This window comes from Claveliimonas bilis, from assembly GCF_020892095.1.
Taxonomy (GTDB): Bacteria; Bacillota; Clostridia; order Lachnospirales; family Lachnospiraceae; genus Claveliimonas; species Claveliimonas bilis.
On record NZ_AP024845.1, the window covers coordinates 1,122,276 to 1,143,056 of the forward strand.

Annotated in this window: 18 protein-coding genes and 1 pseudogene; 9 read left to right on the forward strand and 10 right to left on the reverse strand. The window is 44.6% G+C overall.

The window, feature by feature from the left end; translation table 11 throughout:
- Positions 1–118 precede the first annotated feature (118 nt).
- On the forward strand, positions 119–1,918 hold the full coding sequence (locus tag EUBC25_RS05615; RefSeq protein ID WP_230107191.1) for an aminopeptidase P family protein: 1,800 nt from the start codon (positions 119–121) through the stop codon (positions 1,916–1,918).
- Between the two features lie 89 nt (positions 1,919–2,007).
- Positions 2,008–2,856, forward strand: coding sequence for a putative manganese transporter (locus EUBC25_RS05620; protein WP_230107192.1), 849 nt, complete (start codon positions 2,008–2,010; stop codon positions 2,854–2,856).
- Between the two features lie 120 nt (positions 2,857–2,976).
- On the opposite strand, the gene EUBC25_RS05625 is transcribed toward EUBC25_RS05620, so the two are convergent.
- Together EUBC25_RS05625 and EUBC25_RS05630 are read right to left on the reverse strand one after the other, a co-directional pair.
- Entirely contained in the window at positions 2,977–4,512 is a 1,536-nt protein-coding gene (locus tag EUBC25_RS05625; RefSeq protein ID WP_230107193.1) for an IS1182 family transposase, read from the reverse strand.
- Positions 4,513–4,631: 119 nt separating this feature from the next.
- A complete protein-coding gene (locus tag EUBC25_RS05630; protein WP_230107194.1) occupies positions 4,632–6,059 on the reverse strand; it encodes an alanine/glycine:cation symporter family protein in 1,428 nt (475 codons plus the stop codon).
- A 149-nt stretch (positions 6,060–6,208) separates the two neighbouring features.
- On the opposite strand from EUBC25_RS05630, the gene EUBC25_RS05635 reads away from it, so the two are divergent.
- Positions 6,209–7,102: a LysR family transcriptional regulator gene (locus tag EUBC25_RS05635; protein WP_230107195.1), complete on the forward strand. Its 894-nt coding sequence runs from the start codon at positions 6,209–6,211 to the stop codon at positions 7,100–7,102.
- Positions 7,103–7,166: 64 nt separating this feature from the next.
- Here EUBC25_RS05635 and rpiB read toward each other — a convergent pair whose 3' ends face one another.
- The gene (rpiB, locus tag EUBC25_RS05640) at positions 7,167–7,613 is read right to left on the reverse strand and encodes a ribose 5-phosphate isomerase B (protein ID WP_230107196.1); all 447 of its coding nucleotides are present in this window, start codon (positions 7,611–7,613) and stop codon (positions 7,167–7,169) included.
- A gap of 180 nt (positions 7,614–7,793) precedes the next feature.
- On the opposite strand from rpiB, the gene EUBC25_RS05645 reads away from it, so the two are divergent.
- On the forward strand, positions 7,794–8,582 hold the full coding sequence (locus EUBC25_RS05645; protein ID WP_230107197.1) for an HAD family hydrolase: 789 nt from the start codon (positions 7,794–7,796) through the stop codon (positions 8,580–8,582).
- A 32-nt stretch (positions 8,583–8,614) separates the two neighbouring features.
- Here the strand turns inward: EUBC25_RS05645 and EUBC25_RS05650 are convergent, their stop codons facing one another.
- Positions 8,615–9,313 (reverse strand): L-ribulose-5-phosphate 4-epimerase, encoded by a 699-nt coding sequence (locus EUBC25_RS05650; protein WP_304999999.1) that lies wholly within the window; start codon positions 9,311–9,313, stop codon positions 8,615–8,617.
- A gap of 113 nt (positions 9,314–9,426) precedes the next feature.
- Positions 9,427–10,683: a uracil permease gene (uraA, locus tag EUBC25_RS05655; RefSeq protein ID WP_230107198.1), complete on the reverse strand. Its 1,257-nt coding sequence runs from the start codon at positions 10,681–10,683 to the stop codon at positions 9,427–9,429.
- A 305-nt stretch (positions 10,684–10,988) separates the two neighbouring features.
- On the opposite strand from uraA, the gene EUBC25_RS05660 reads away from it, so the two are divergent.
- The gene (locus tag EUBC25_RS05660; protein WP_230107199.1) at positions 10,989–11,534 is read left to right on the forward strand and encodes a PadR family transcriptional regulator; all 546 of its coding nucleotides are present in this window, start codon (positions 10,989–10,991) and stop codon (positions 11,532–11,534) included.
- 2 nt (positions 11,535–11,536) lie between these two features.
- Positions 11,537–13,033 (forward strand): flavodoxin family protein, encoded by a 1,497-nt coding sequence (locus EUBC25_RS05665; RefSeq protein ID WP_230107200.1) that lies wholly within the window; start codon positions 11,537–11,539, stop codon positions 13,031–13,033.
- Between the two features lie 298 nt (positions 13,034–13,331).
- Here EUBC25_RS05665 and EUBC25_RS15135 read toward each other — a convergent pair.
- Both EUBC25_RS15135 and EUBC25_RS05680 read right to left on the reverse strand, forming a co-directional pair.
- Positions 13,332–13,682: pseudogene (locus EUBC25_RS15135) on the reverse strand (transposase); the annotation flags it as partial.
- Positions 13,630–14,151, reverse strand: a complete 522-nt coding sequence (locus tag EUBC25_RS05680; protein ID WP_230107202.1) for a tyrosine-type recombinase/integrase — start codon at positions 14,149–14,151, stop codon at positions 13,630–13,632. The gene EUBC25_RS05680 and the pseudogene EUBC25_RS15135, both read right to left, overlap by 53 nt.
- A gap of 377 nt (positions 14,152–14,528) precedes the next feature.
- Here EUBC25_RS05680 and EUBC25_RS05685 point away from each other — a divergent pair, with 377 nt between their 5' ends.
- From EUBC25_RS05685 to EUBC25_RS05695, 3 genes are all read left to right on the forward strand, one after another.
- Positions 14,529–15,143, forward strand: coding sequence for a YesL family protein (locus EUBC25_RS05685; protein ID WP_230107203.1), 615 nt, complete (start codon positions 14,529–14,531; stop codon positions 15,141–15,143).
- Positions 15,144–15,271: 128 nt separating this feature from the next.
- Entirely contained in the window at positions 15,272–16,333 is a 1,062-nt protein-coding gene (locus EUBC25_RS05690; protein WP_230107204.1) for an NAD(P)-dependent alcohol dehydrogenase, read from the forward strand.
- Positions 16,334–16,357: 24 nt separating this feature from the next.
- Positions 16,358–17,284: a GTP-binding protein gene (locus EUBC25_RS05695; protein WP_230107205.1), complete on the forward strand. Its 927-nt coding sequence runs from the start codon at positions 16,358–16,360 to the stop codon at positions 17,282–17,284.
- A 20-nt stretch (positions 17,285–17,304) separates the two neighbouring features.
- Here the strand turns inward: EUBC25_RS05695 and EUBC25_RS05700 are convergent, their stop codons facing one another.
- From EUBC25_RS05700 to tuf, 3 genes are all read right to left on the reverse strand, one after another.
- Positions 17,305–18,393 carry a glycerol dehydrogenase gene (locus tag EUBC25_RS05700; RefSeq protein WP_230107206.1) on the reverse strand — a complete coding sequence of 363 codons (1,089 nt, stop codon included), beginning with the start codon at positions 18,391–18,393 and terminating at the stop codon, positions 17,305–17,307.
- A gap of 138 nt (positions 18,394–18,531) precedes the next feature.
- Positions 18,532–19,356, reverse strand: coding sequence for a carbon-nitrogen hydrolase family protein (locus tag EUBC25_RS05705; protein WP_230107207.1), 825 nt, complete (start codon positions 19,354–19,356; stop codon positions 18,532–18,534).
- A 93-nt stretch (positions 19,357–19,449) separates the two neighbouring features.
- Positions 19,450–20,643 carry an elongation factor Tu gene (gene tuf, locus EUBC25_RS05710; protein ID WP_230107208.1) on the reverse strand — a complete coding sequence of 398 codons (1,194 nt, stop codon included), beginning with the start codon at positions 20,641–20,643 and terminating at the stop codon, positions 19,450–19,452.
- Between the last annotated feature and the right edge of the window lie 138 nt (positions 20,644–20,781).

The following is a 20,781-nucleotide window of genomic DNA, read 5'->3' on the forward strand; positions in this document are numbered from 1 at the left end:
ATTTGCAAGGGAGCGTACAGCTTGATCACAGGCTGTCCGCTCCCTTGACTTTTCCTCTTATCCGGTGTTATGGTCTATTTATAGGTGAAAATGACAGCAAAGAAATGGAGGCCTCTTAATGAATACGATCATCAATCAGCGCCTGGCTCTGCTTCGCAGCGTCATGGCAGAAAAGCAATTATCTGCATATTACATTCCCACCGCCGACTATCATCTCTCTGAATATGTAGGAGAGCATTTTAAATTCCGTGCATGGCTGTCCGGATTTACAGGATCGGCAGGAACCCTTGTGGTCCTGCCCGATGAGGCGGGCCTTTGGACAGACGGGCGCTATTTTCTTCAGGCGGAGCAGCAGCTTAATGGCACCGGTATCACACTCTATAAAATGCAGATGCCGGGAGTCCCTTCCGTCGAAGAATTTCTGACTTCCCGCTTAAGCGCCGGAAGCTGTGTCGGCTTTGACGGACGGACGCTTTCCGCCTCTGCCGGTGAGGAACTGGCTGAGACACTGGCAAAAAAACAAATCCGCCTGGATGCTTCTCTTGACCTGGCATCCACTATCTGGGAAAATCGGCCGTCTATGTCCAAAGAAAAAATCTGGATTTATGAAGAAACTTATGCGGGGCAGTCCGTCTCCTCCAAGTTGTCGGCTCTTCGCCAGGAAATGGTGAAAAGAGACGCAGACACCCATATCATATGCGCACTGGATGAGATTGCATGGCTCTTTAACTTAAGAGGCAGCGATGTGGACTATAATCCTGTCTTTTTGTCTTATGCAGTCATTGAAAAAGAGAAGGCGTTTCTTTTTACAGACATGGAAAAACTGGATGCGGACACTTGCCGGTATATCGAAAGGCAGGACGTTCAGATCCTTCCCTATGATTCCGTTTATGATTTCATCAGACACTATAGCAACAGCAGCGTACTGCTTTCAAAATCCCAGCTTAATTATACTCTTTTTCATATTCTGAAAGAGGGAGGCGCTTCTATTTTGTGCAGCCCGGATCCGGTTACCGGTTTCAAGGCTGCGAAAAACGAAACCGAGATCTCCTGGAGCAAAAAGGCCCATATCAAAGATGGCGTTATCATGGTCCGTTTTATGAAATGGCTGAAAGAACAGATCCAAAACGGCTGCCCTCTCACCGAGGCCAGCGCTGCAGCCTATCTGGATGGACTAAGAAAAGCCGCTCCCGGGAGCCTGGGGCTTAGTTTTGAGACTATCAGCGGTTATGGCCCTCATGGAGCTATTGTCCACTATGCGGTCACAAAAGAGACAGATATTCCTCTGAAAGCCCGGGGCCTTTACCTGGTGGATTCCGGAGGTCAGTATATCGAAGGAACCACTGACATTACACGCACCTTTGCCCTCGGTCCCCTTACCGCTGAGGAAAAGAAGCATTTCGCCCTGGTTCTTCGCTGTATGCTAAGCCTTATGTCTGCAGTATTTCCGGAAGGAGTCTGCTTCCAGAACCTGGATGCTCTGGCAAGAACTCCCCTGTGGCAGCAGGGTCTTGACTATCTCCACGGCACCGGACATGGAGTGGGGCATTTATTAAACGTACACGAAGGACCAAACAGCTTCAATTGGAGAATGCGAAGCGGCACAGATCCTGTACCGGTACGTGCCGGCATGATCACCACCGATGAACCCGGCGTCTACATCTCCGGCAAACATGGGATCCGTCTGGAAAACGAACTGCTGTGTCTGGAAAAAGAAAGGACAGACTATGGAACTTTCCTGTGCTTTGAGCCTCTCACTCTGGCCCCCATAGATCTGGACGCCCTAGATCCTTCGCTCATCAGTGATTTTGAACGGCAAATCCTTAACTCCTACCATAAGAAAGTTTATGAGACACTTTCTCCTTATCTGACATCAGAAGAGAAACAATGGCTGGCCGGATATACCAGAAAAATATAGTTCGTTTCATCTAACTTTTATTTGACATTTCCCATGAAACTTGCTAATATTTTCAAGATATCGTGAGTTTTGATTCAAAAGGAGTTTACATGGAATTACTGGAACACGTTTTTATACACACTGTAAATGATACGATCCGTATGCTGCCGTTCCTGTTTGTCGCCTTCCTTCTCCTGGAAGCGCTGGAGCACTACTCCAGCTCATGGATCCGGCAGACCCTTATCAAACTGGAAAAGGCAGGTCCCATTGTAGGCGCTCTGTTCGGCTGTATACCTCAATGCGGCTTCTCTGTCATGGCAGCCAACCTTTATGCAGGCGGAGTCGTTTCTCTTGGCACACTCCTGGCTGTATTTCTTGCCACATCAGACGAAGCGCTTCTTATCCTCATGGCCCATCCCGGCTATGAGAGGGATATTTTCTTTCTTCTCATTGTAAAGGTAATTATCGCGGTTATTGCAGGATATCTGGCCGATATTTTCTTTGCCCGTTTCATCTGTACAAAAAAGGAAATCGGTGATCTGTGCCACCACTGCGGCTGCCATGACCATCATGGCATTATCCGCCCGGCTCTGAATCATACTGTAAAGCTGTTTGCCTATATTTTTGTTTTTACCGGAATCCTCACTTTTGTCATTGAGGCTGCCGGTCTGGAGTCCGTTTCCTCCTTCCTTTTACAGGGCAGCATCTTTCAGCCCTTCCTGGCCGCGCTTCTTGGTTTTATCCCCAACTGCGCCGCTTCTGTCCTTTTAACAGAACTTTATCTGGGAGGCGCTCTCTCCTTTGCTTCTGTGATAGCAGGCCTTTGTACCAACGCCGGAATCGGACTGATCGTTCTTTTTAAGGTAAACGGCAGCAAAAAAGAATGTCTCAAATTTGTTGTACTTCTCTACGCTGCTGCAGTTATCTCAGGCATTCTGCTGCATTTGGCAGGACTTTAAAAAAACGACTTACGCAACAAAGAGGATGTCCCAAAACTATGAATTTTTAGATTTATAGAAAAGGGACATCCTTTTCTTTTATCAAAAAAACGCTTTAAGATCTAAAAACAGCACTGGTCCTTATCCTTCCAGTGCCATTTTTGTGATATTATGCGCGATTGATAATAGTCCCCACTCTATTTTTACCTTCTCTTTCCCACGGAGAAGAAATCGTCGGAACGACCAACAGCCTTTGAGCCTTCCAAAGGTCTGTTCTACTTCCACCACTCTTTGTGAACGCAGCTCCAGTCCTTTCTCGGAACAAAGGTTTTCATTCGTCTGTTTCTTTAACTCATTTAATCGGTGCGATAACTTTATGGTCTTTGGCTGATCTGAGCTTTTACACTCCCCTGCATATGGACATCCTCCACAGTCTTCGCACCGGTAATAATCTCTACGGGTTTCATATCCAGCTTCCGTTACATATTTTCGGTTCCCTACATGCTCCAAATGTTTTCCATTCCGGCACAGAAAACAGTCTCTCTCTTTATCGTAGGGTAAATGTTCCGGTAAATAGGGGTTCTCTCGGTTCTTTCGTCTCTTTTCCCAATGAAACTTATTATATTTCACATAATTGCCCAGTTGATTTTCTTCTAAATATTCGTAGTTCTCTTCGCTCCCGTATCCTGCATCTGCCACGATGTTTTCCGGAAGCCTCCCCAGTTTCTCCTTCAGATGCCGCAGATGAGGGATCAGTGTTTTGGTATCTGTGGGATTGGGGTGGATAGTAAAACCTACGATATACCGGTTTTCTGTCCCGATCTGGATGTTATACCCTGGTTTCAACTGGCCGTTTAACATGGCATCCTCTTTCATACGCATAAAGGTAGCGTCATGATCTGTTTTGGAGTAACTGTTCCTTCCTTCAAATGTTTCCAGGAATTTTTCGTATTTCTGTTTCCTGGGCAGGATATCTTTTTTAAATTCCCTGGCCTTTTTCTTTAACGGCTTATTTTCCGGCTCCCGTTCCAGCTTTTTGTCTATACTTTCTACAACAGTAGCCACCTGCTCTGCTGTGATCCGGGTATGTTCCCCCTTTTCCTCCAGATCCTCTTCCAGGTAGATCCGGTTTTCTTCCGCTACGATCCGATCGATCTCCCGGAGATGAGCCTTGATCTTCTCGTCCAGTTTCCGGTCATAATTCCGGACAGATTTATTCCATACAAAAGAATACTTATTGGCATTGGCTTCAATCTTTGTTCCATCCAAAAAGTAATTCTGCAGCTTGATATATTTTTTATCGATCAGGAGTCTGACAACTTCGTAAAAAATATCTTCTATGATGTCTTTCATTTGCAGGCGGAAACGGTTAATCGTACGGAAATCCGGTTTGTTTCCTCCAGCGATCCACATGAAGTTGATATTTTCGCGAAGAGCTTTTGCGATCATGCGGGAAGAGTATGTTTTCTGAGAATAAGAATAAATCATAACCTTCAGCATCATCCGTGGGTGATAAGCAGGGCAGCCACCCTGTTTGTATCTGTCGTAGAGTGGAGACAGGTCCAGACTGTCCACGATTGTATTTACGACCCGCACCAGATGATTTTCCGGTATAAAATCTTCAAAAGACAGTGGTAATTGTAACTGATCCATAGTATAATCTTTAAATGTGAGCATACCTTATTATATCACATAATAAGGGAAAAAGGAGAACGGTTACAACGCCGTTCTCCTTTTTTATAGTCGGGTGTCCTTTCAGTCACTTCGTGACTTTTGGGACACCCTCCTTTTAGTTATTACCGGAATTCTTTTTTCTTTCTCTCATAATCTTTCAAAGATCCTACCGCTTCTTTCGCCAGCGGAACAAGAGCGATCATATTGAATATTGTCATCAGTCCGATGCCTGTATCTCCCAGATCCCACACAAAAGTATAAGCTGCAAGTCCTCCTACAAACAACATAACAAGCGCCAGTATCTTGTACAGAGTCTGTGATCTCCAACCATCTCCGAACAGGTAGGCTACATTGGAACGGGCATAAAACAGAATCCCAATAAAGGTAGAAAAACTGAACAGCCACAAAATCACAGCAATAAATATGACTCCAAATTCTCCAAGATGATAACTCATGGCCGTCTGCAGAAGATCCATTCCTTGCAGACCATTTGTCAATTCCTCCGGAGTCAGAAGCATGATCATTGCAGTACAGGTGCAGATCACCAGAGTATCAATGAATACTCCAAGAGCCTGCAGAAGCCCCTCTTTCGCCGGATGGCTGATATCCGCTGCCGCCGCTGCACAGGGAGCTGATCCGGATCCTGCTTCATTGGAGAAAAGCCCTCTTTTCACTCCGTTCATCAAAACTGCGCCAAACCCTCCTGCCGCCACCTGACGGATCCCGAACGCTTCCTCAAAAATTCTGGCAAACACAGCCGGCAGCTGCGGGATATTTATGACAATGATAAAAATAGTAATAATAAAATACAAAGCTGCCATAACAGGCACCATGATATCCAGTACCTTTACTGTCGCATTTTTCCGAAGAACGATCACAGCCGCCAAAACTACCAGTACAACGGTAGAGTAAAGAGGCGGGATATGGAATGCATTGTCAAATGCAGACGAAACCGAATTTCCGATGACCTGACTGATTCCGCACCAGCAAAGAAGACCGGAAAGAGCAAACAGAACTGCTATCACAGATTTCTTTCTTTTGCTCCCCCTATTTGTAATAAACAAAGCATGAATATAGTAAGCCGGCCCTCCCCTATATCCTCCATAGAGAGGATCTTTTTCTTTATATATCTGGGCCAGAGTCGCTTCTGCAAATGCTGTAGACGATCCAAGAAGGGCAATAACCCACATCCAAAATACTGCTCCGGCGCCTCCTGCTGATATAGCCGCAACAACTCCTACCAGATTCCCCATTCCTACCCGGGTAGCCGTAGATACGATCAGCGCCTGCACACCGGAAATTCCATGTTGTTCTGCAGAAGTCCTGTTTTCCACCGTAACCCTGATCATTTCCGGAAAAAGTCGAAACGGCAGGAACTTAGTACGTACTGTAAAATATATGCCTGCCGGAACGAGGATAATAACCAGCAGCGATAATCCCAGACTGCTTCCTCCCGGGAGAGGGATAGTTACAATATCTCCCCATAACATCGCATAAATTGTTTCAAAAAATCGCACAACCGCCTGACCGGCCGCGTTTAAAATCTCCATTATATGTATCCTTTCTCTCTCGCACCATTATTGAATGACACTGTATTTGTTTTTCTCTTCCCCATAGTATATAATAGAAAGGAACATCTGTAAAATTAATAATTATAATGATATGAATCTAAAAATTAGATGGTAAAGGCGGTAACAGAATGGATATCAAAAATCTGACAACTTTTATCTATGTAGCCGAACTGAACAGTTTTACAAAAGCAGCCGAAAAGCTGGGATTTTCCCAGTCCACTGTCTCCTTTCAGATCAGACAGCTGGAGCGTGAATTAAATTCCCAGTTATTCGAACGTGTCAATCACACCATAGCTTTAACTGAAAAAGGCCGGGAAGTCCTGGATTACGCTCACAAAGTCAACAAACTGACTTTGGAACTTCAGGAAAACATGCAGGAAACAGGAACCATCCGCGGTCATGTAAGATTGGCAATGGCAGATTCTCTGTGCAGTTCCATTTTCAGCAAAAATTATGCTTCTTTTAAAAAAAATTATCCTGAGATTGCACTGAAAATTATCACCGCCGGAACCGGTGAAATGTTGACGCTCGTAGACCACAACGAGGCAGATCTTGTTCTCACCCTGGACAGCCATATCTACAATACAGAATATGTGATCGTAAAAGAAGAACGAGTAGGCGTACACTTTGCAGCCGGCGCCGGGTATCCCCTTCCCCTCGGAGCAAAGCTTTCTGTCCGGGATCTTTGCAGCCATCCTTTTATCCTGACAGAAAAGGGAATGAGCTACCGCCGCCTTCTGGATGAGCGACTGGCAGAGATGTCTCTGGAAATTCATCCTATTCTGGAAATCGGAAGCACAGATCTTATCTGTGCTTTACTGGAACAAAACCTTGGAATTTCTCTTCTTCCGGATTATGTAACCGCAAAAAAAGTTGCCGAGGGAAAGCTGGTTCTTCTTCCCGTGGAAGACCTGGAAATCGAAGTGTGGAAACAGCTCCTGTACCATCGGAACAAATGGGTATCCCCCCAGATGGAATCAGTGATGGAGCACTGTGTTAAGCGGGGTTTTTCCCAAGAATAAAATAAGGAAGCAAATCACCATGTGGTCTGCTTCCTTTTACTTTTACTGTTTCTGCTTCTATTTTTTATCTTTCCCTCTCTTCAATCGCCGTGATCATATCGATACGTTCCTGATGCCGGCCGCCCTCAAACTCTGCATTCAGCCACTCCTCTATGATCATCTTCGCAAGCTCAATGCCGATGACTCTTGCGCCAAAAGCAAGAATGTTGGTATTATTGTGCTGTTTTGATAATCTTGCTGTGTACGGCTCACTGCACACAACTGCTCTTACACCTTTCACCTTATTGGCTGCAAGAGATATTCCGACACCTGTACCACATATCAAAATTCCAAGATCCACTTCTTTGGATACCACAGCCCTTGCAACTTTTTCTCCATATACCGGGTAATGACAGCTCTCGGTGGAGTCTGTCCCATAATTTACTACTTCATAGCCAAGATCCTGTAAAAACTTCACGATTTCATTTTTCATGTCTACTGCTGAATGATCGTTTCCTATTCCTATTTTCATGTCCTCGTCTCCAATCTTTGCTTTAAAAATTTCTGCTCTTATATTATAATGATCCCAGGCTCAAAAGGTCCCGGCCCACATGAGCTTGCTCAAAAGTGGTTGGGGCTTTTGATCCCAACTTCATTATAATGTCTTGCTGTATGAATAGCAATGTCTATCTTAAAGGAGTGTAACAGAACTATGATAAAATTAATAGCCAGCGATCTTGACGGAACTCTACTTCAAAAAGGTGCACAGACAGTAAGCCGGCAGGCGATAGAGCTGATCGAAAAACTTCTCGACAATGGCATCCATTTTACTGCTGCCAGCGGAAGACAGTACAACAACTTAAGGAGGCTTTTTGCACCTTTTGCCGATCGCATTTCCTATATTGCAGAAAACGGCTCTCTGTGTATCCACAACGGCCAGATGCTTTCCCGGTCATCCATAGATCACGACCTTTCCATGCGCATCATCGATGCTGTCCACAATTATCCGGGCTGCAACTGTATTGTATCAGGAGTGGAAACTCTCTATACAGATTCTTCCGATCCCAGATTCATACATTATCTTCTGGATGAGATGAAATTCGATGTTATGCAGGTAGAAAACCTTAAAACAGATGTGCCTGAGCCTTTTCTGAAAATAGCCGTTCTTCATTTTGAGAAAAGTATTGACTGCGAAGCTTATATGAAACAACTGTTTTCTTCCGAAATAAAGATTGTCACTTCCGGAAACAGTTGGGTGGACTTTATCGCGCCAGGCACAAACAAAGGCATCGCCCTTCAGGTTCTTATGGATCATCTGCACATAAAACCGGAGGAATGCATCGCCTTCGGAGATCAGTATAACGATGTGGAAATGCTGCAGCTGGCGGGTACAAGTTATTCTATGTCAAGCGCTGCTCCCGGCATTGCATACTATTCCACCTATGTAACAGATTCCGTAGAAGAGGTATTGGAAGATATTGCGGCAGGTGTGGAGCTTTAATCCCCCTGCCGCTCCTTTCTCTTTTCCATCCTTCATTCTCTTTGTCCGTAATATGCTTCTTCGCCGTGCTTTCTGTAATAATGTTTGTCCTGCAGATTTTGAGACGCCGGATCATTTCCGGGATTGATCCATTCACAAAGAGCCGCCATCTTGGCAACTTTTTCCAGAACCGCCGCATGATATACAGCCTCTCCGGCATTTTTCCCCCAGGTAAACGGTCCATGATTTCTGCACAGCACTGCCGGGGTTGCCAGGTAGCCTATATTACGGAGAGAAAATTCATCCGCAATCAGAAGTCCGGTATTTTTTTCGTAATCTTCATCAATTTCTTTTGGAGTCAGTTCTCTCACGCAAGGCACTTCCCCGTAAATATGATCTGCGTGAGTCGTCCCATAGCATGGAATGTCCCGGCCCGCCTGTGCCCAGCTGGTCGCCCAGACAGAATGGGTATGAGCCACGCCTCCTATTTCCGGAAATCGCCGGTACAGCGCCGCATGGGTTGCCGTATCGGAAGAAGGCCGGTATCTTCCCTCTATTCTGTTTCCCTCCAGATCCACAACTGTCATATCTGACGGAGCAAGTTGTCCATACTCTACTCCGCTTGGTTTAATAACAAAAAGCCCCTTTTCCCGATCGATCCCGCTTACGTTTCCCCAGGTAAATGTCACGAGATCGTACTGCAAAAGGAGCATATTTGCCTCATAAACTTCTTTTTTCAATTCCTCCAGCATATGAAAAGCCTCCTGTCTGTACTGTTTCTCTTTACAGGTTCTGCAGCCGGAGAAATTTTTATTCTTGTTTTATTCTTTTTTCCGGCATAAATAGCCGGATTTATTTAACACCGCTATTCCCTGTCATTTGTCAGATTCAGTTTATCCAGCAGGTGGAAAATAAGGCTTAATATCATACCTACAATACATGCCAGAACCATGCCGGTAAGCTGGATATTTCCGATATTTACCGCAATTCCGGACAAGCCTGTCACAAATACAATACTGGTCAGTGTCAGATTCCTGGACCGCCCGTAATCCACCCTGGAATCTACAAGGATTCTGATACCGGATGCTCCGATCATTCCGTAAAGAAGGAAGGATATCCCTCCGATAACCGGTCCCGGAATTGTCTGGATCAGCATGGAAAGTTTGCCGACAAAGGAGCAGATAATAGACAGAACCGCGGCGCCGGCAATGACTCTTACACTGTACACCTTGGTTACTGCCATGACTCCGATATTTTCTCCATATGTTGTAGTCGGGACCGCGCCAATCAGACCGGAAAGCATTGTAGATAAATTATCCCCCAGCAAAGAGCGGTGAAGCCCCGGATCCCGCAGAAGATCTCTTCCCACGATCTTGCTGGTAACAACCTGATGCCCGATATGCTCAGATGTAATCACAAGAATAACCGGCAAGATTGTAATAATAGCTTCTGCACTGAATTTCGGAAGCATAAAATTAGGCAGTGCAAATAAAGATGCCTCTGAAACGGCGGTAAAGTCTACAATCCCGCATAAAATAGCGGCGATATATCCGGCAATGACAGCAATCAGAATCGGAATAACAGAAAGGAATTTCCTAAATAGGATGGAGCCAAATACAGCAACTCCCAATGTTACTCCGAATACAATGATATTGCTGGTGCTGATCTTTTCATCCAAAAGTCCCGCATTGCTTGCTGCAGAACCGGAAAGCTCCAGACCGATCAAAGCCACCACCGGACCCATAGCAGCCGGAGGCAGTACAACGTCAATCCAATCACATCCAAATTTATAAATGATCAGCGCCAGAACGCAGCCGCAGAATCCGACTGCCACAAATCCGCCCAGCGCATACTCATATCCCATTTTATCGATCACCAGCCCAGCCGGAGCAAGGAAGGCAAAACTCGACCCCAGATAGGCAGGCGCCTTTCCCTTTGTGATAGCGATAAATAAAAGTGTGCCCACACCGTTCATAAACAATACAACTGCCGGGCTGATTCCAAACATAAAGGGTACAAGGACCGACGCCCCAAACATAGCAAACATGTGCTGAATACTAAGCGGAACCAAAAGCCGAAATGGCACTTTTTCCTCCACTTGTATAATTTTTCCACTCTCCATTTCTCTCATCCTCCTCGTAATCAATTTTTACTTTTCAGACCGTGAATCACGCAGATATAATAACCACGATGTGGTTATTATACCATAACTGCTGCCGCAGTTACGGCTGCCCCGGGCGGATGCGCAGCGGATTTCTGCGGTTCCGCAGAAACCGCTTTATGCGCAGGTATAATAACCACGATGTGGTTATTATACCATATAGGAGGACTCCGCAGGGAAAAAAGAGACTGCTTGCAGGCTATTTAGCAAAGACGCTTGACACTATTCAACAAGTGGAATATAAGACTAAAGGAGAAAACTTTATCATGCTGAAACACGGAATACTGGGATTGCTAAACTACGGGGATATGAGCGGTTATGAAATCCGAGAAGTTTTTAAGAACTCCTTAAACTATTTCTGGACAGTACAGACCAGCCAAATTTATCGTGAAATTGGGGTGTTAGAAAAAAACGGCTGGATTAAGAAACGGGCTGTTGAACAAGACGGGAAGCCAAATAAGAATATCTGCTCTATCACAGCTGAAGGACGGAAAGAGTTGTTGCGGTGGTTGTCGGAACCAGATGTAGATGTAGATATGCGCTCTCCCACTTTGATGAGAACTTTTTTTATGGGGGAATTACCTATTTCAAATAGCTTAAACTTTTTCAAAAAACTCAAGAAAGAATACCGTGGCCTTTTGAACAATCTTCAAGTGGCAGATCATTCGATTGACTCCTATCAAGAAATGATACCGGATAAGCCAAACGCGTTATTTTGGCAGATGACCGTGGATTTTGGAAAACGATATATGCAAATGTATCTTGATTGGACGGAAAGCTGTATTCACCTTTTGGAAAGGTTGGAGGAATAACAATGAATGTTCTTGTAATAAATGGAAGCCCGAAGGGGGAACAAAGCAACACACTCCGGCTCACAAACGCCTTTTTAGAGGGAGTCTGCGATTCGCAGAAAGATTGTTTGCCTGCAATCGAAAGGCTTGATATTGCGAAAATGGATATTAACCCCTGTCTAGGGTGTTTTTCCTGTTGGAAAACCACCCCCGGGCAATGTTGCATCCGCGACGATATGCAAGCAGTCCTTGAAAAGCTGTTGTGGGCTGATCTGACAATTTGGAGCTTCCCTTTATACTATTTCAGTTTGCCCGGAAAGCTAAAAACCGTAATCGACCGGCAGCTTCCTTTATCGCTGCCTTTTATGGAGTCTGATACAGAAAACGGCGGCCATCCTCCCAGATATGATATGAGCGGAAAGAAAATCCTTTTAATCTCTACTTGCGGATTTTATACACCAAAGTCAAATTACGATAGTGTAACAGCGCAATTTGACAAGATTTGCGGCAAAGGAAACTATACTACTTTATTTTGCGGAGAAGGCGAACTTTTCAGAGTACCGGAATTATCAAACCGTACAGACGAATATCTTGCCGTTGTTCAGCAGGCCGGGCAGGAATATGCTTCACTAACCTTTACCAAACAAATGGCCGCGCTTTATAATCCGACGGCGTATCGCGGAACAGATATCATTTTGGATATGGATTATACGGATATCGGAAAGCGTTACCGTATAATCCTGGGAAAAGCAGAGAGCCGTGTTGTGGAGCAGTTTCATAAAAAGCCAACAACTGTAATTCATACGCCCTTTTCTGTATGGCAATCGATTGCTGCCGGAGAAATCGAAGGTTCTGCCGCTTTAATGAAACATTTATATTCTGTCGAAGGCGATTTTGACTTCATGCTGAAATGGGATGAGTATTTTAACCAGCACCAAAAGGCAGATATAGTAAAAGATAAGCCAACACCAAATGGAAAAACAGATATGCGCTATGTTTTAATCCCGTGGATTGTGTTTTGGATAGCTGCTAATATCCACGCGTTTTGGGGAAGCATGATTAGTATTTTTGTTTGCTGCTTATTGCCTTTGCTGTTCTATAAAACCAAGAAAACAGTTTATGATGTAATTTCCGGCGCATTGGTAAGCATATTTTCCATATTGTTGCTTATCAACTTGCCGGCAGTTATTGTAACACCCTTATCTTATTTCGCGTTTGGTATCATGTGGAGTCTATCTGCTTGTTTGAAAATACCGCTTTCCGCAGAATATTCTATGAATGATTATGGTGGGGAAAGCGCGTTGCAAAATCCCATGTTTATCAAGACAAATCGCATCTTAACTGCCGCATGGGGTATTCTTTACTTAATTACACCTGTTTGGACATATTTCATTATGTGTACGGACGCAGGAAGCTATATCGGTATTATCAACTCTATACTTCCGGCAATTATGGGGATATTTACTGTATGGTTTCAAAAATGGTATCCGAAGAAAATAGCGCGGGGAAGCCGTAAATAGTATTTGATTATGAGATAATTCATTAGGAAAGTATCAGATTCAGAGCAGACAAAAAGAGCAGTTCTATACAAAAGATAAAACTGCTCTGAATGTGATTCTTTCCAATTGTACCAGGCCGCGGACGGTCAGCTGGTAGACCTATGGGGATTGTATCTTTCCGGAGGGCCGAGAAAGTTCCCATTTCCTGTGAAAAACGGTAAGACTGGGGGAAATTTCTAACGGAAAACGGATTTCCGGGCATGCTTCGCAGGTCTTCCAGAGGGAGTCCTTTAAAAAACCGTATGAAAAGGACTTTCGCTTATGGGAAAGGAGCATAACTCCTCCCCAGCTGCTGCATGGAAGCGCAGCCGCATTCCGGACAGATGGACAGGTCAATGTTCCAGACCGCCTTGAGCAGTTCTGCCATGGACAGCCCGGCATAACGCTGCCGGAATCTCTGGCCGCCCTGGATCCGGAAGATTATTTTCAGGTTTCTGGATTTCATCCGGTTATTAAGGAAACCATAATACCGGATCTTCTGGAAACCGGCGGGGAGCACGTGCATCAGGAACCGGCGGATAAATTCTTCGTGGCTGATGGTGATCTCCCGTTTTGGGTCACCGGGCTTTTTCCCCCGTGCGGAGAAGGTGGCCTCTGTTTCCGTTACGGACCAGGATCCTGTTTCTGGAGTGTTCGATATCGGAACATTTTAAATGGCGGACTTCACCGATCCTAAGCCCGGCAGAAAACATAAGGCAGAGGAGCGCTTTAAATTTCGGGTCGGTAATAGAAGAAAGGAATATCTGCATTTCTTCCCGGGAAGGGACAAAGGGCAGATAAGAATCAAACTTCCTCATGGGGAGCCGGGTGATGTCCCAGGGCTTATGGAGAACAAACATGGTAAAGAAACGCAGCTGGGAGATACAGGCGTTTATGGTACGGTCGGAGAGGGAACGCTTCTTCTGCAGCCAGCGGATATACTCCCGGAGTTCCTCCCAGGAAACGTCTTCTGGCTGTTTGCAGAGGACAGTCTGAAGGTAATCCAGATAAGAGCGGATGTAAGTGGAATAAGATTTTACAGTATGGTCAGTAAGACCCCGGAGAGAAAGCATCTCCCGGTAAACTTTGAAATAGTCCATGACGGAACCTCCTTGAAAGAATGTAATTTAATCAATGAGAGAAAGTGCTTTCAAGGGGGTGGTCTTGGAAAAAGATAAAATATGTAGTTGTTGAGTTTGAAAATCCATGGTAAACTAAGCATAGAAGTTTTTGTGTATATGTGGGATGTTTCGTGTGGTAACTTAACAATACAACATATATTCAAAAACTGCTACTTTTTTTGAAAAAGTGGTGGTTTCACGTACTTAGGGCTAGCCGCCGCGCTAGCGGCTTGGTACAATATATACGATGTCAGGACAGGATTGTGGAAGTACGCAGCGCGGAACAATCTGCCGCCATCATAATGTCACCCATAAAATTCCAGGGAAACTGCTGCAGGAACTAAGAGGTGTATATTTTGAAAATCATAACAGATCACATTATTTTTCGTTTTCTTTCCCGCATAACCGATTTTTTTCTTCTCAACATACTTTGGATTATTTTTTCCATTCCGCTGTTCACTATGGGCGCCTCTACTGCCGCCCTCTATTCTGTTATGTTTAAACTCATTCAAAAGAATGAAAGTTATATTGCCCGGGAGTTTTTTTATGCTTTTAAAAACAATTTCAAACAGGGAACTGCTCTCTGGTTTGGTTCCCTTTTTCTTCAGCTGATCCTGACCGCTGATTTTCTGATCATCTGGCAAATGGATCTTGCGTTTCTTGGCAATATACTTTTTGTTTTTCTCTTCATTATAGAATTTTTTGTCATATCTATGAGCCTTTATGCTTATGCTTTGATTGCCCGCTATACTCTCTCTTTGTCTGCTGTTATAAAAAATTCTTTTCTTCTTTCCTTCGGGCGTCTTCCTTATTCTATGCTCATGATATTGATCTGCCTTCTTCCAGTTATCCTTACCTGTCTGAATCTCTATACTCTTTTGGCAGGGATACTCTTTTATTTCACAATCGGGATCTCTCTTTTATGCTGGCTGCTCAGCCATATCTCCCTTTATATATTCAAAATTTTTTAATATTTTTGATATATTTTCTACAAATTTAATAAATTATTGTTAATTTTCTGTTTTTTATTTACTTTTCATAGGCGTCCTGTTATAATGAGATAAATTATCAATTTCAAAAAGTAAAAGGAGGGAACGATATGAAAGGCTATGCAATGCTTAAAATCGGGGAATCCGGTTGGATCGAAAAGGAAAAACCTGACTTTGGACCACTGGATGCCATTTGTAAACCACTGGCAGTTGCCATCTGTACATCCGATGTTCACACTCTCTGGGAAGGCGCCATCGGAGAACGTCACAATATGATACTTGGACATGAATGCTGTGCTGAAGTTGTAGAAGTAGGCTCTCTTGTAAAGGATTTCAAACCCGGAGACCGTGTTCTTGTTCCGGCCATTACACCTGACTGGAACTCTCTGGAAGCCCAGGCAGGATACTCCATGCACTCCGGCGGAATGCTTGCAGGATGGAAATTCTCCAACTTTAAAGACGGCGTATTTTCCGAATATTTCCATGTAAACGATGCCGACGGCAATCTCGCACTTTTGCCTGACAACATTACTCCGGTAGACGCATGTATGTTGTCTGATATGGTTCCTACCGGATTCCACGGCGTAGAACTGGCAGATGTACAGTTTGGAGATACCGTTCTTGTAATCGGAATCGGCCCGGTCGGCCTTATGGCTGTTGCGGGTGCAAATTTAAGAGGTGCATCCAGGATCATCACAGTCGGCACACGCCCGGCATGTGTAGAAGCAGCCAAAGGATACGGCGCTGTTGATTTTATCAGTTATAAAGATGGAACTATAGAAGATCAGGTTCTTGCCATGACAGGAGGAAAAGGCGTAGATAAGGTGATCGTTGCCGGAGGCGGATGCGAAACGTTTGAATCCGCTGTTAAAGCCCTGAAACCAGGCGGAAAAATCGGAAATGTAAATTATCTCGGAAGCGGAACCTATGTAAACATCCCCCGCGCTGAATGGGGCGTCGGCATGGGACACAAACAGATCAACGGCGGACTGATGCCAGGCGGACGTCTCCGTATGGAAAAACTGGGCGCACTTGTCTCTGCCGGAAAACTTGACGTACATCCTCTTGTATCCCACGTATTTGAAGGCTGGGAACATCTGGAAGAAGCTCTGTTCATGATGCGTGACAAACCGAAGGATCTGATCAAACCAGTTGTAAAAATCGAAGATTAACTGCCCCATGGAGGATTATAACACATGAAGATACTGATCGTATCCGGATTTCTTGGCGCCGGAAAGACCACCTTTATAAAAGAGATGTCCCGCAAACTGGACCGTGATTTTGTTGTCATGGAAAACGAATACGGCGAGACAAATATGGATGAAACCTTTCTCCAGGATAACGAAAAACTAAATATCTGGGAAATGACAGAAGGATGTATCTGCTGCACAATGAAAGCAGATTTCGCATCTTCCATCCTGACCATTGCCAACACTCTGGATCCGGAGTATCTCATTGTGGAACCTACAGGCGTCGGTATGCTAAGCAATGTCATCCAGAATATCCGGCAGATCGAATATGAGCGTATCACTCTGCTTCGCCCCGTGACTATTCTGGATGCCAACTGCTTTGACCGCTATATGCATGACTATGAGGAAATTTTTCAAGATCAATTGAAATCTGCCGGAACCATTGTAATATCCAAACGAGACTTCCATACACCTGAAGAAACCGACGAATTTGTGCAAAAAGTTCAAAAGACAGCGCCGGATGCCAGGATACAGGTCCAGCATTATTCTTATCTTGACTCTTCCTGGTGGGAAAGTCTTCTGGAAACGGACTTCAGCGGAAATATAATAGAAAATAAAGGAGAGGCAAAGTCTGATCTTGACAGCTTCACTCTATCCGGCATTTCTCTGGAAAACAGCTCTGCTCTTCTTCTCTTTTTAGAGCAGCTTGTCCGGGGAGAATTTGGAGACATCTGCCGGTCAAAAGGGATCCTTAATACAGGACAGTGCCATCTTCGTTTTGATACCGTGGATATGCGCTATAGCCTCACTGGTTTCGAATCATCCGGCAAATCTCAAGGTGTGTTTATTGGCACAAATATAAAAAGGAATGCACTGCGCCGGAAACTCCTTCCACAGTACATTCCCCGTATACAGTTCCGGCCGTCTTCCTGACAGCCGGAATTTTATTTCCTTTATTTTCTGGCTCTTCCAAGAGAATCTGCCGCAACAATCGCATCATATAACTGCTCCGGCGTTACATCCGCTACCATGTTATGAATGGATTCTCCCTCTGCACATGCATTCTTCGCAATTACCTCAATTTCTTCTTTCTTTGTAACTCCAAGCTCTTCCAGAGTAATCGGAAGCCCTACTTCCATGCAGAAATCCTGCACTTCTTTAAATTCTTCTTTGGATGCCCCTTCCAGAACAAGCTGTACCAAAGTGCCATATGCCACACAATTTCCATGAGGAGCGCTGTGTCCGCCAAGAGCTGTCAGTCCATTGTAGAAGGAATGAGCTACAGCCAGACCGCCGTTATCTGCACCGACACCGGACAGATATACATTCGCTTCGATAATCGCATCCAGAGCAGGAGTAACAACCTGATTTTCGCAGGCATGTTTTGCCGCTGCCCCGTATTCTTTCAATGTTTCATAACACAGACCGCAAAGAGCCATAGCCGATCTTGTAATCCCTCCAAATTCCAGACTGGGGGCATCTGTCCTCTGGCAGGCCCTGGCCTCAAAATAAGTGCCCAGAGCATCTCCCATTCCGGCAACCAGAAATCTCACGGGCGCCTTGGCAATGATATCACTATCCACAATAACTGCCTCCGGATTTTTCGGATAAAACAGATAACTGTTAAAAGTCTCATCGTCATTATAAATAACAGAAAGGCCGGTACAGGGGGCATCTGTTGCCACAACAGTAGGAACAATGACAACCGGAAGCTTTTCATAGTAAGCAGTTGCCTTGGCCGTATCTATAGCCGAACCTCCGCCCACGCCAACTACAACATTGATCCCCTTCTCACGGACAATCGCTCTCATTTTTTCAATTTCACCGACACTGGAAACACCGCCAAAGATTTCATAGCACCTGCTGTCATCTGCAGTGCCGAAACTTTTTTCAATCTTGTCATGGCACATTTTATGTCCGCTTTTTGAACAAATAAACAGCCATTTGTTTCCCAGCTCTTTCATCTCTTCATAGAAACTCAAAAGAGAATCTTTTCCCTGCACATATTTCTGCGGAGCACGCATCAGTCTTAATCTTGCCATAGTAACACCCTCCTACAATTTTTATTGTTAATTATTTATCAATTTAATTTTATTATAGAACTTTCTATTCAAAAAGCAAGATGAAAACTGTCCAAATATGCAGTTTATATTTTCGATTTTTTCGTTAATTTTTTATCATTAAAATTCTGCTCCATTTTCGCTCTGGTATATATCCGTCCGGCGTGCTGAAAGAAGCGGCAGCTGCTGCCGGATACTATCTGCTTCTTTCAGATCAACGTCATGGATAATATATCCTTCTTCTCCCTCCATCTCTTCAATGACATCTCCCCATGGAGATACCAGAAGGGTATGCCCCCAGGCAACATAAGAGGCTCCTGTATCTCTTGCACTGGAAGTACCTGCCACAAAACACTGGTTGTCCACAGCCCGGCCGCGGAACATTACATCCCAATGCGCCGGTCCTGTTGTCATGTTAAAAGCTGCCGGAACCAGAATCATTTTCGCTCCCCCAAGTACCATCATCCTTGCCAGCTCCGGAAAACGGAAATCGAAGCAGATACAGAGTCCGATTTTTCCAAATTCTGTAGAAAATACCGTGCACTTATCCCCCGCCGTCAATATTTCTGATTCCTTAAAATGCTGACCGCCCTCGACCTGAATGTCAAAGAGATGCGCTTTCCTGTGCTTCGCAATCTGCTTCCCATTTCTGTCAAAGACATAAGCAGTATTGTATATCTTCCCCTCTGCAATTTCCGGGACAGAGCCTGCTGCAAGGTAAATCCCGTATTCCTTTGCAAGATGACTTAACATCTTCCATGTTTCCCCGCCTTCTTCCTCTGCATAAAGCGGAAACTGCTTTGTCTCATAGGGACAGTTAAACATTTCCCCCAGCATTACAAGATCCGGTCTCTCCGATTTTATTTTTTCGAGATACAGCTTCAGCTGTTCTGCATTTTTCTTCTTATCATTATAAACACGGGACTGTATCTGCGCGATTTTCATGGAATCCCTCCTTTTAAACAGCATTGCAAAGTCAAAAACCCTCAGAAAGCATAGCTCTCTGAGGGTGAATTTTTATATTACTCCTATCAATGATTACTCAATGATTGTAGCAACACGTCCTGATCCTACTGTACGTCCGCCTTCACGGATAGCGAAACGAAGTCCCTGCTCCATAGCAACTGGGTGAATCAGTTCGATTGACATTTCTACGTTGTCACCAGGCATGCACATCTCAACGCCGTCCGGCAGGTTGCAAACACCTGTTACGTCTGTTGTTCTGAAGTAGAACTGTGGACGATAGTTGTTGAAGAATGGAGTATGACGTCCACCTTCATCTTTTGTCAGAACGTAAACCTGTGCTGTAAACTTTGTATGGCATGTTACAGAACCTGGTTTAACAAGAACCTGACCTCTTTCGATGTCTGTTCTCTGGATACCACGAAGCAGAGCACCGATATTATCACCAGCCTGAGCCTCGTCAAGCAGCTTACGGAACATCTCAACACCTGTTACAACTGTTTTCTGCTTCTCTTCATGGATACCAACGATTTCAACTTCGTCAGATACATGCAGAACACCACGCTCTACTCTACCAGTAGCAACTGTTCCACGTCCTGTGATAGAGAATACGTCCTCTACAGGCATCAGGAACGGCTGATCTGTAGCACGCTGTGGATCTGGAATATAAGAATCAACTGCATCCATCAGCTCCATGATCTTATCTCCCCACTCTCCGTCTGGATCTTCCAGAGCTTTCAGAGCGGATCCCTGGATGATCGGTGTGTCATCTCCCGGGAATTCATATTCATCAAGCAGTTCACGAATTTCCATCTCTACTAATTCAAGAAGTTCTTCGTCATCTACCATATCACATTTGTTCATGAATACAACGATGTAAGGTACACCTACCTGACGAGACAGAAGGATGTGCTCTCTTGTCTGAGCCATAACACCGTCTGTAGCAGCAACAACCAGGATAGCTCCATCCATCTGAGCAGCACCTGTGATCATGTTCTTAACGTAGTCAGCATGTCCCGGGCAGTCTACGTGAGCGTAGTGACGTTTCTCTGTCTCATACTCAACGTGAGCTGTAGAAATTGTGATACCACGTTCTCTTTCTTCCGGAGCTTTATCGATGTTGTCGAATGCAACCTCTGCGTTACCAGATACTCTGTGGGAAAGAACTTTTGTGATAGCTGCTGTAAGAGTTGTTTTACCATGGTCAACGTGGCCGATGGTACCAATATTACAATGTGGTTTTGTTCTTTCAAATTTAGCTTTTGCCATTTTGAATGTCCTCCTTATTCAACCGCCCTTTCGGGCATTTTTCATGATTTTTCAGTTTACTCGGCTATTTCTGATTATATTTCATATCCCCTTGATTTTCAAGCCTTTTTCGCACTTTTTCAAAGAAAATGCGCGGGA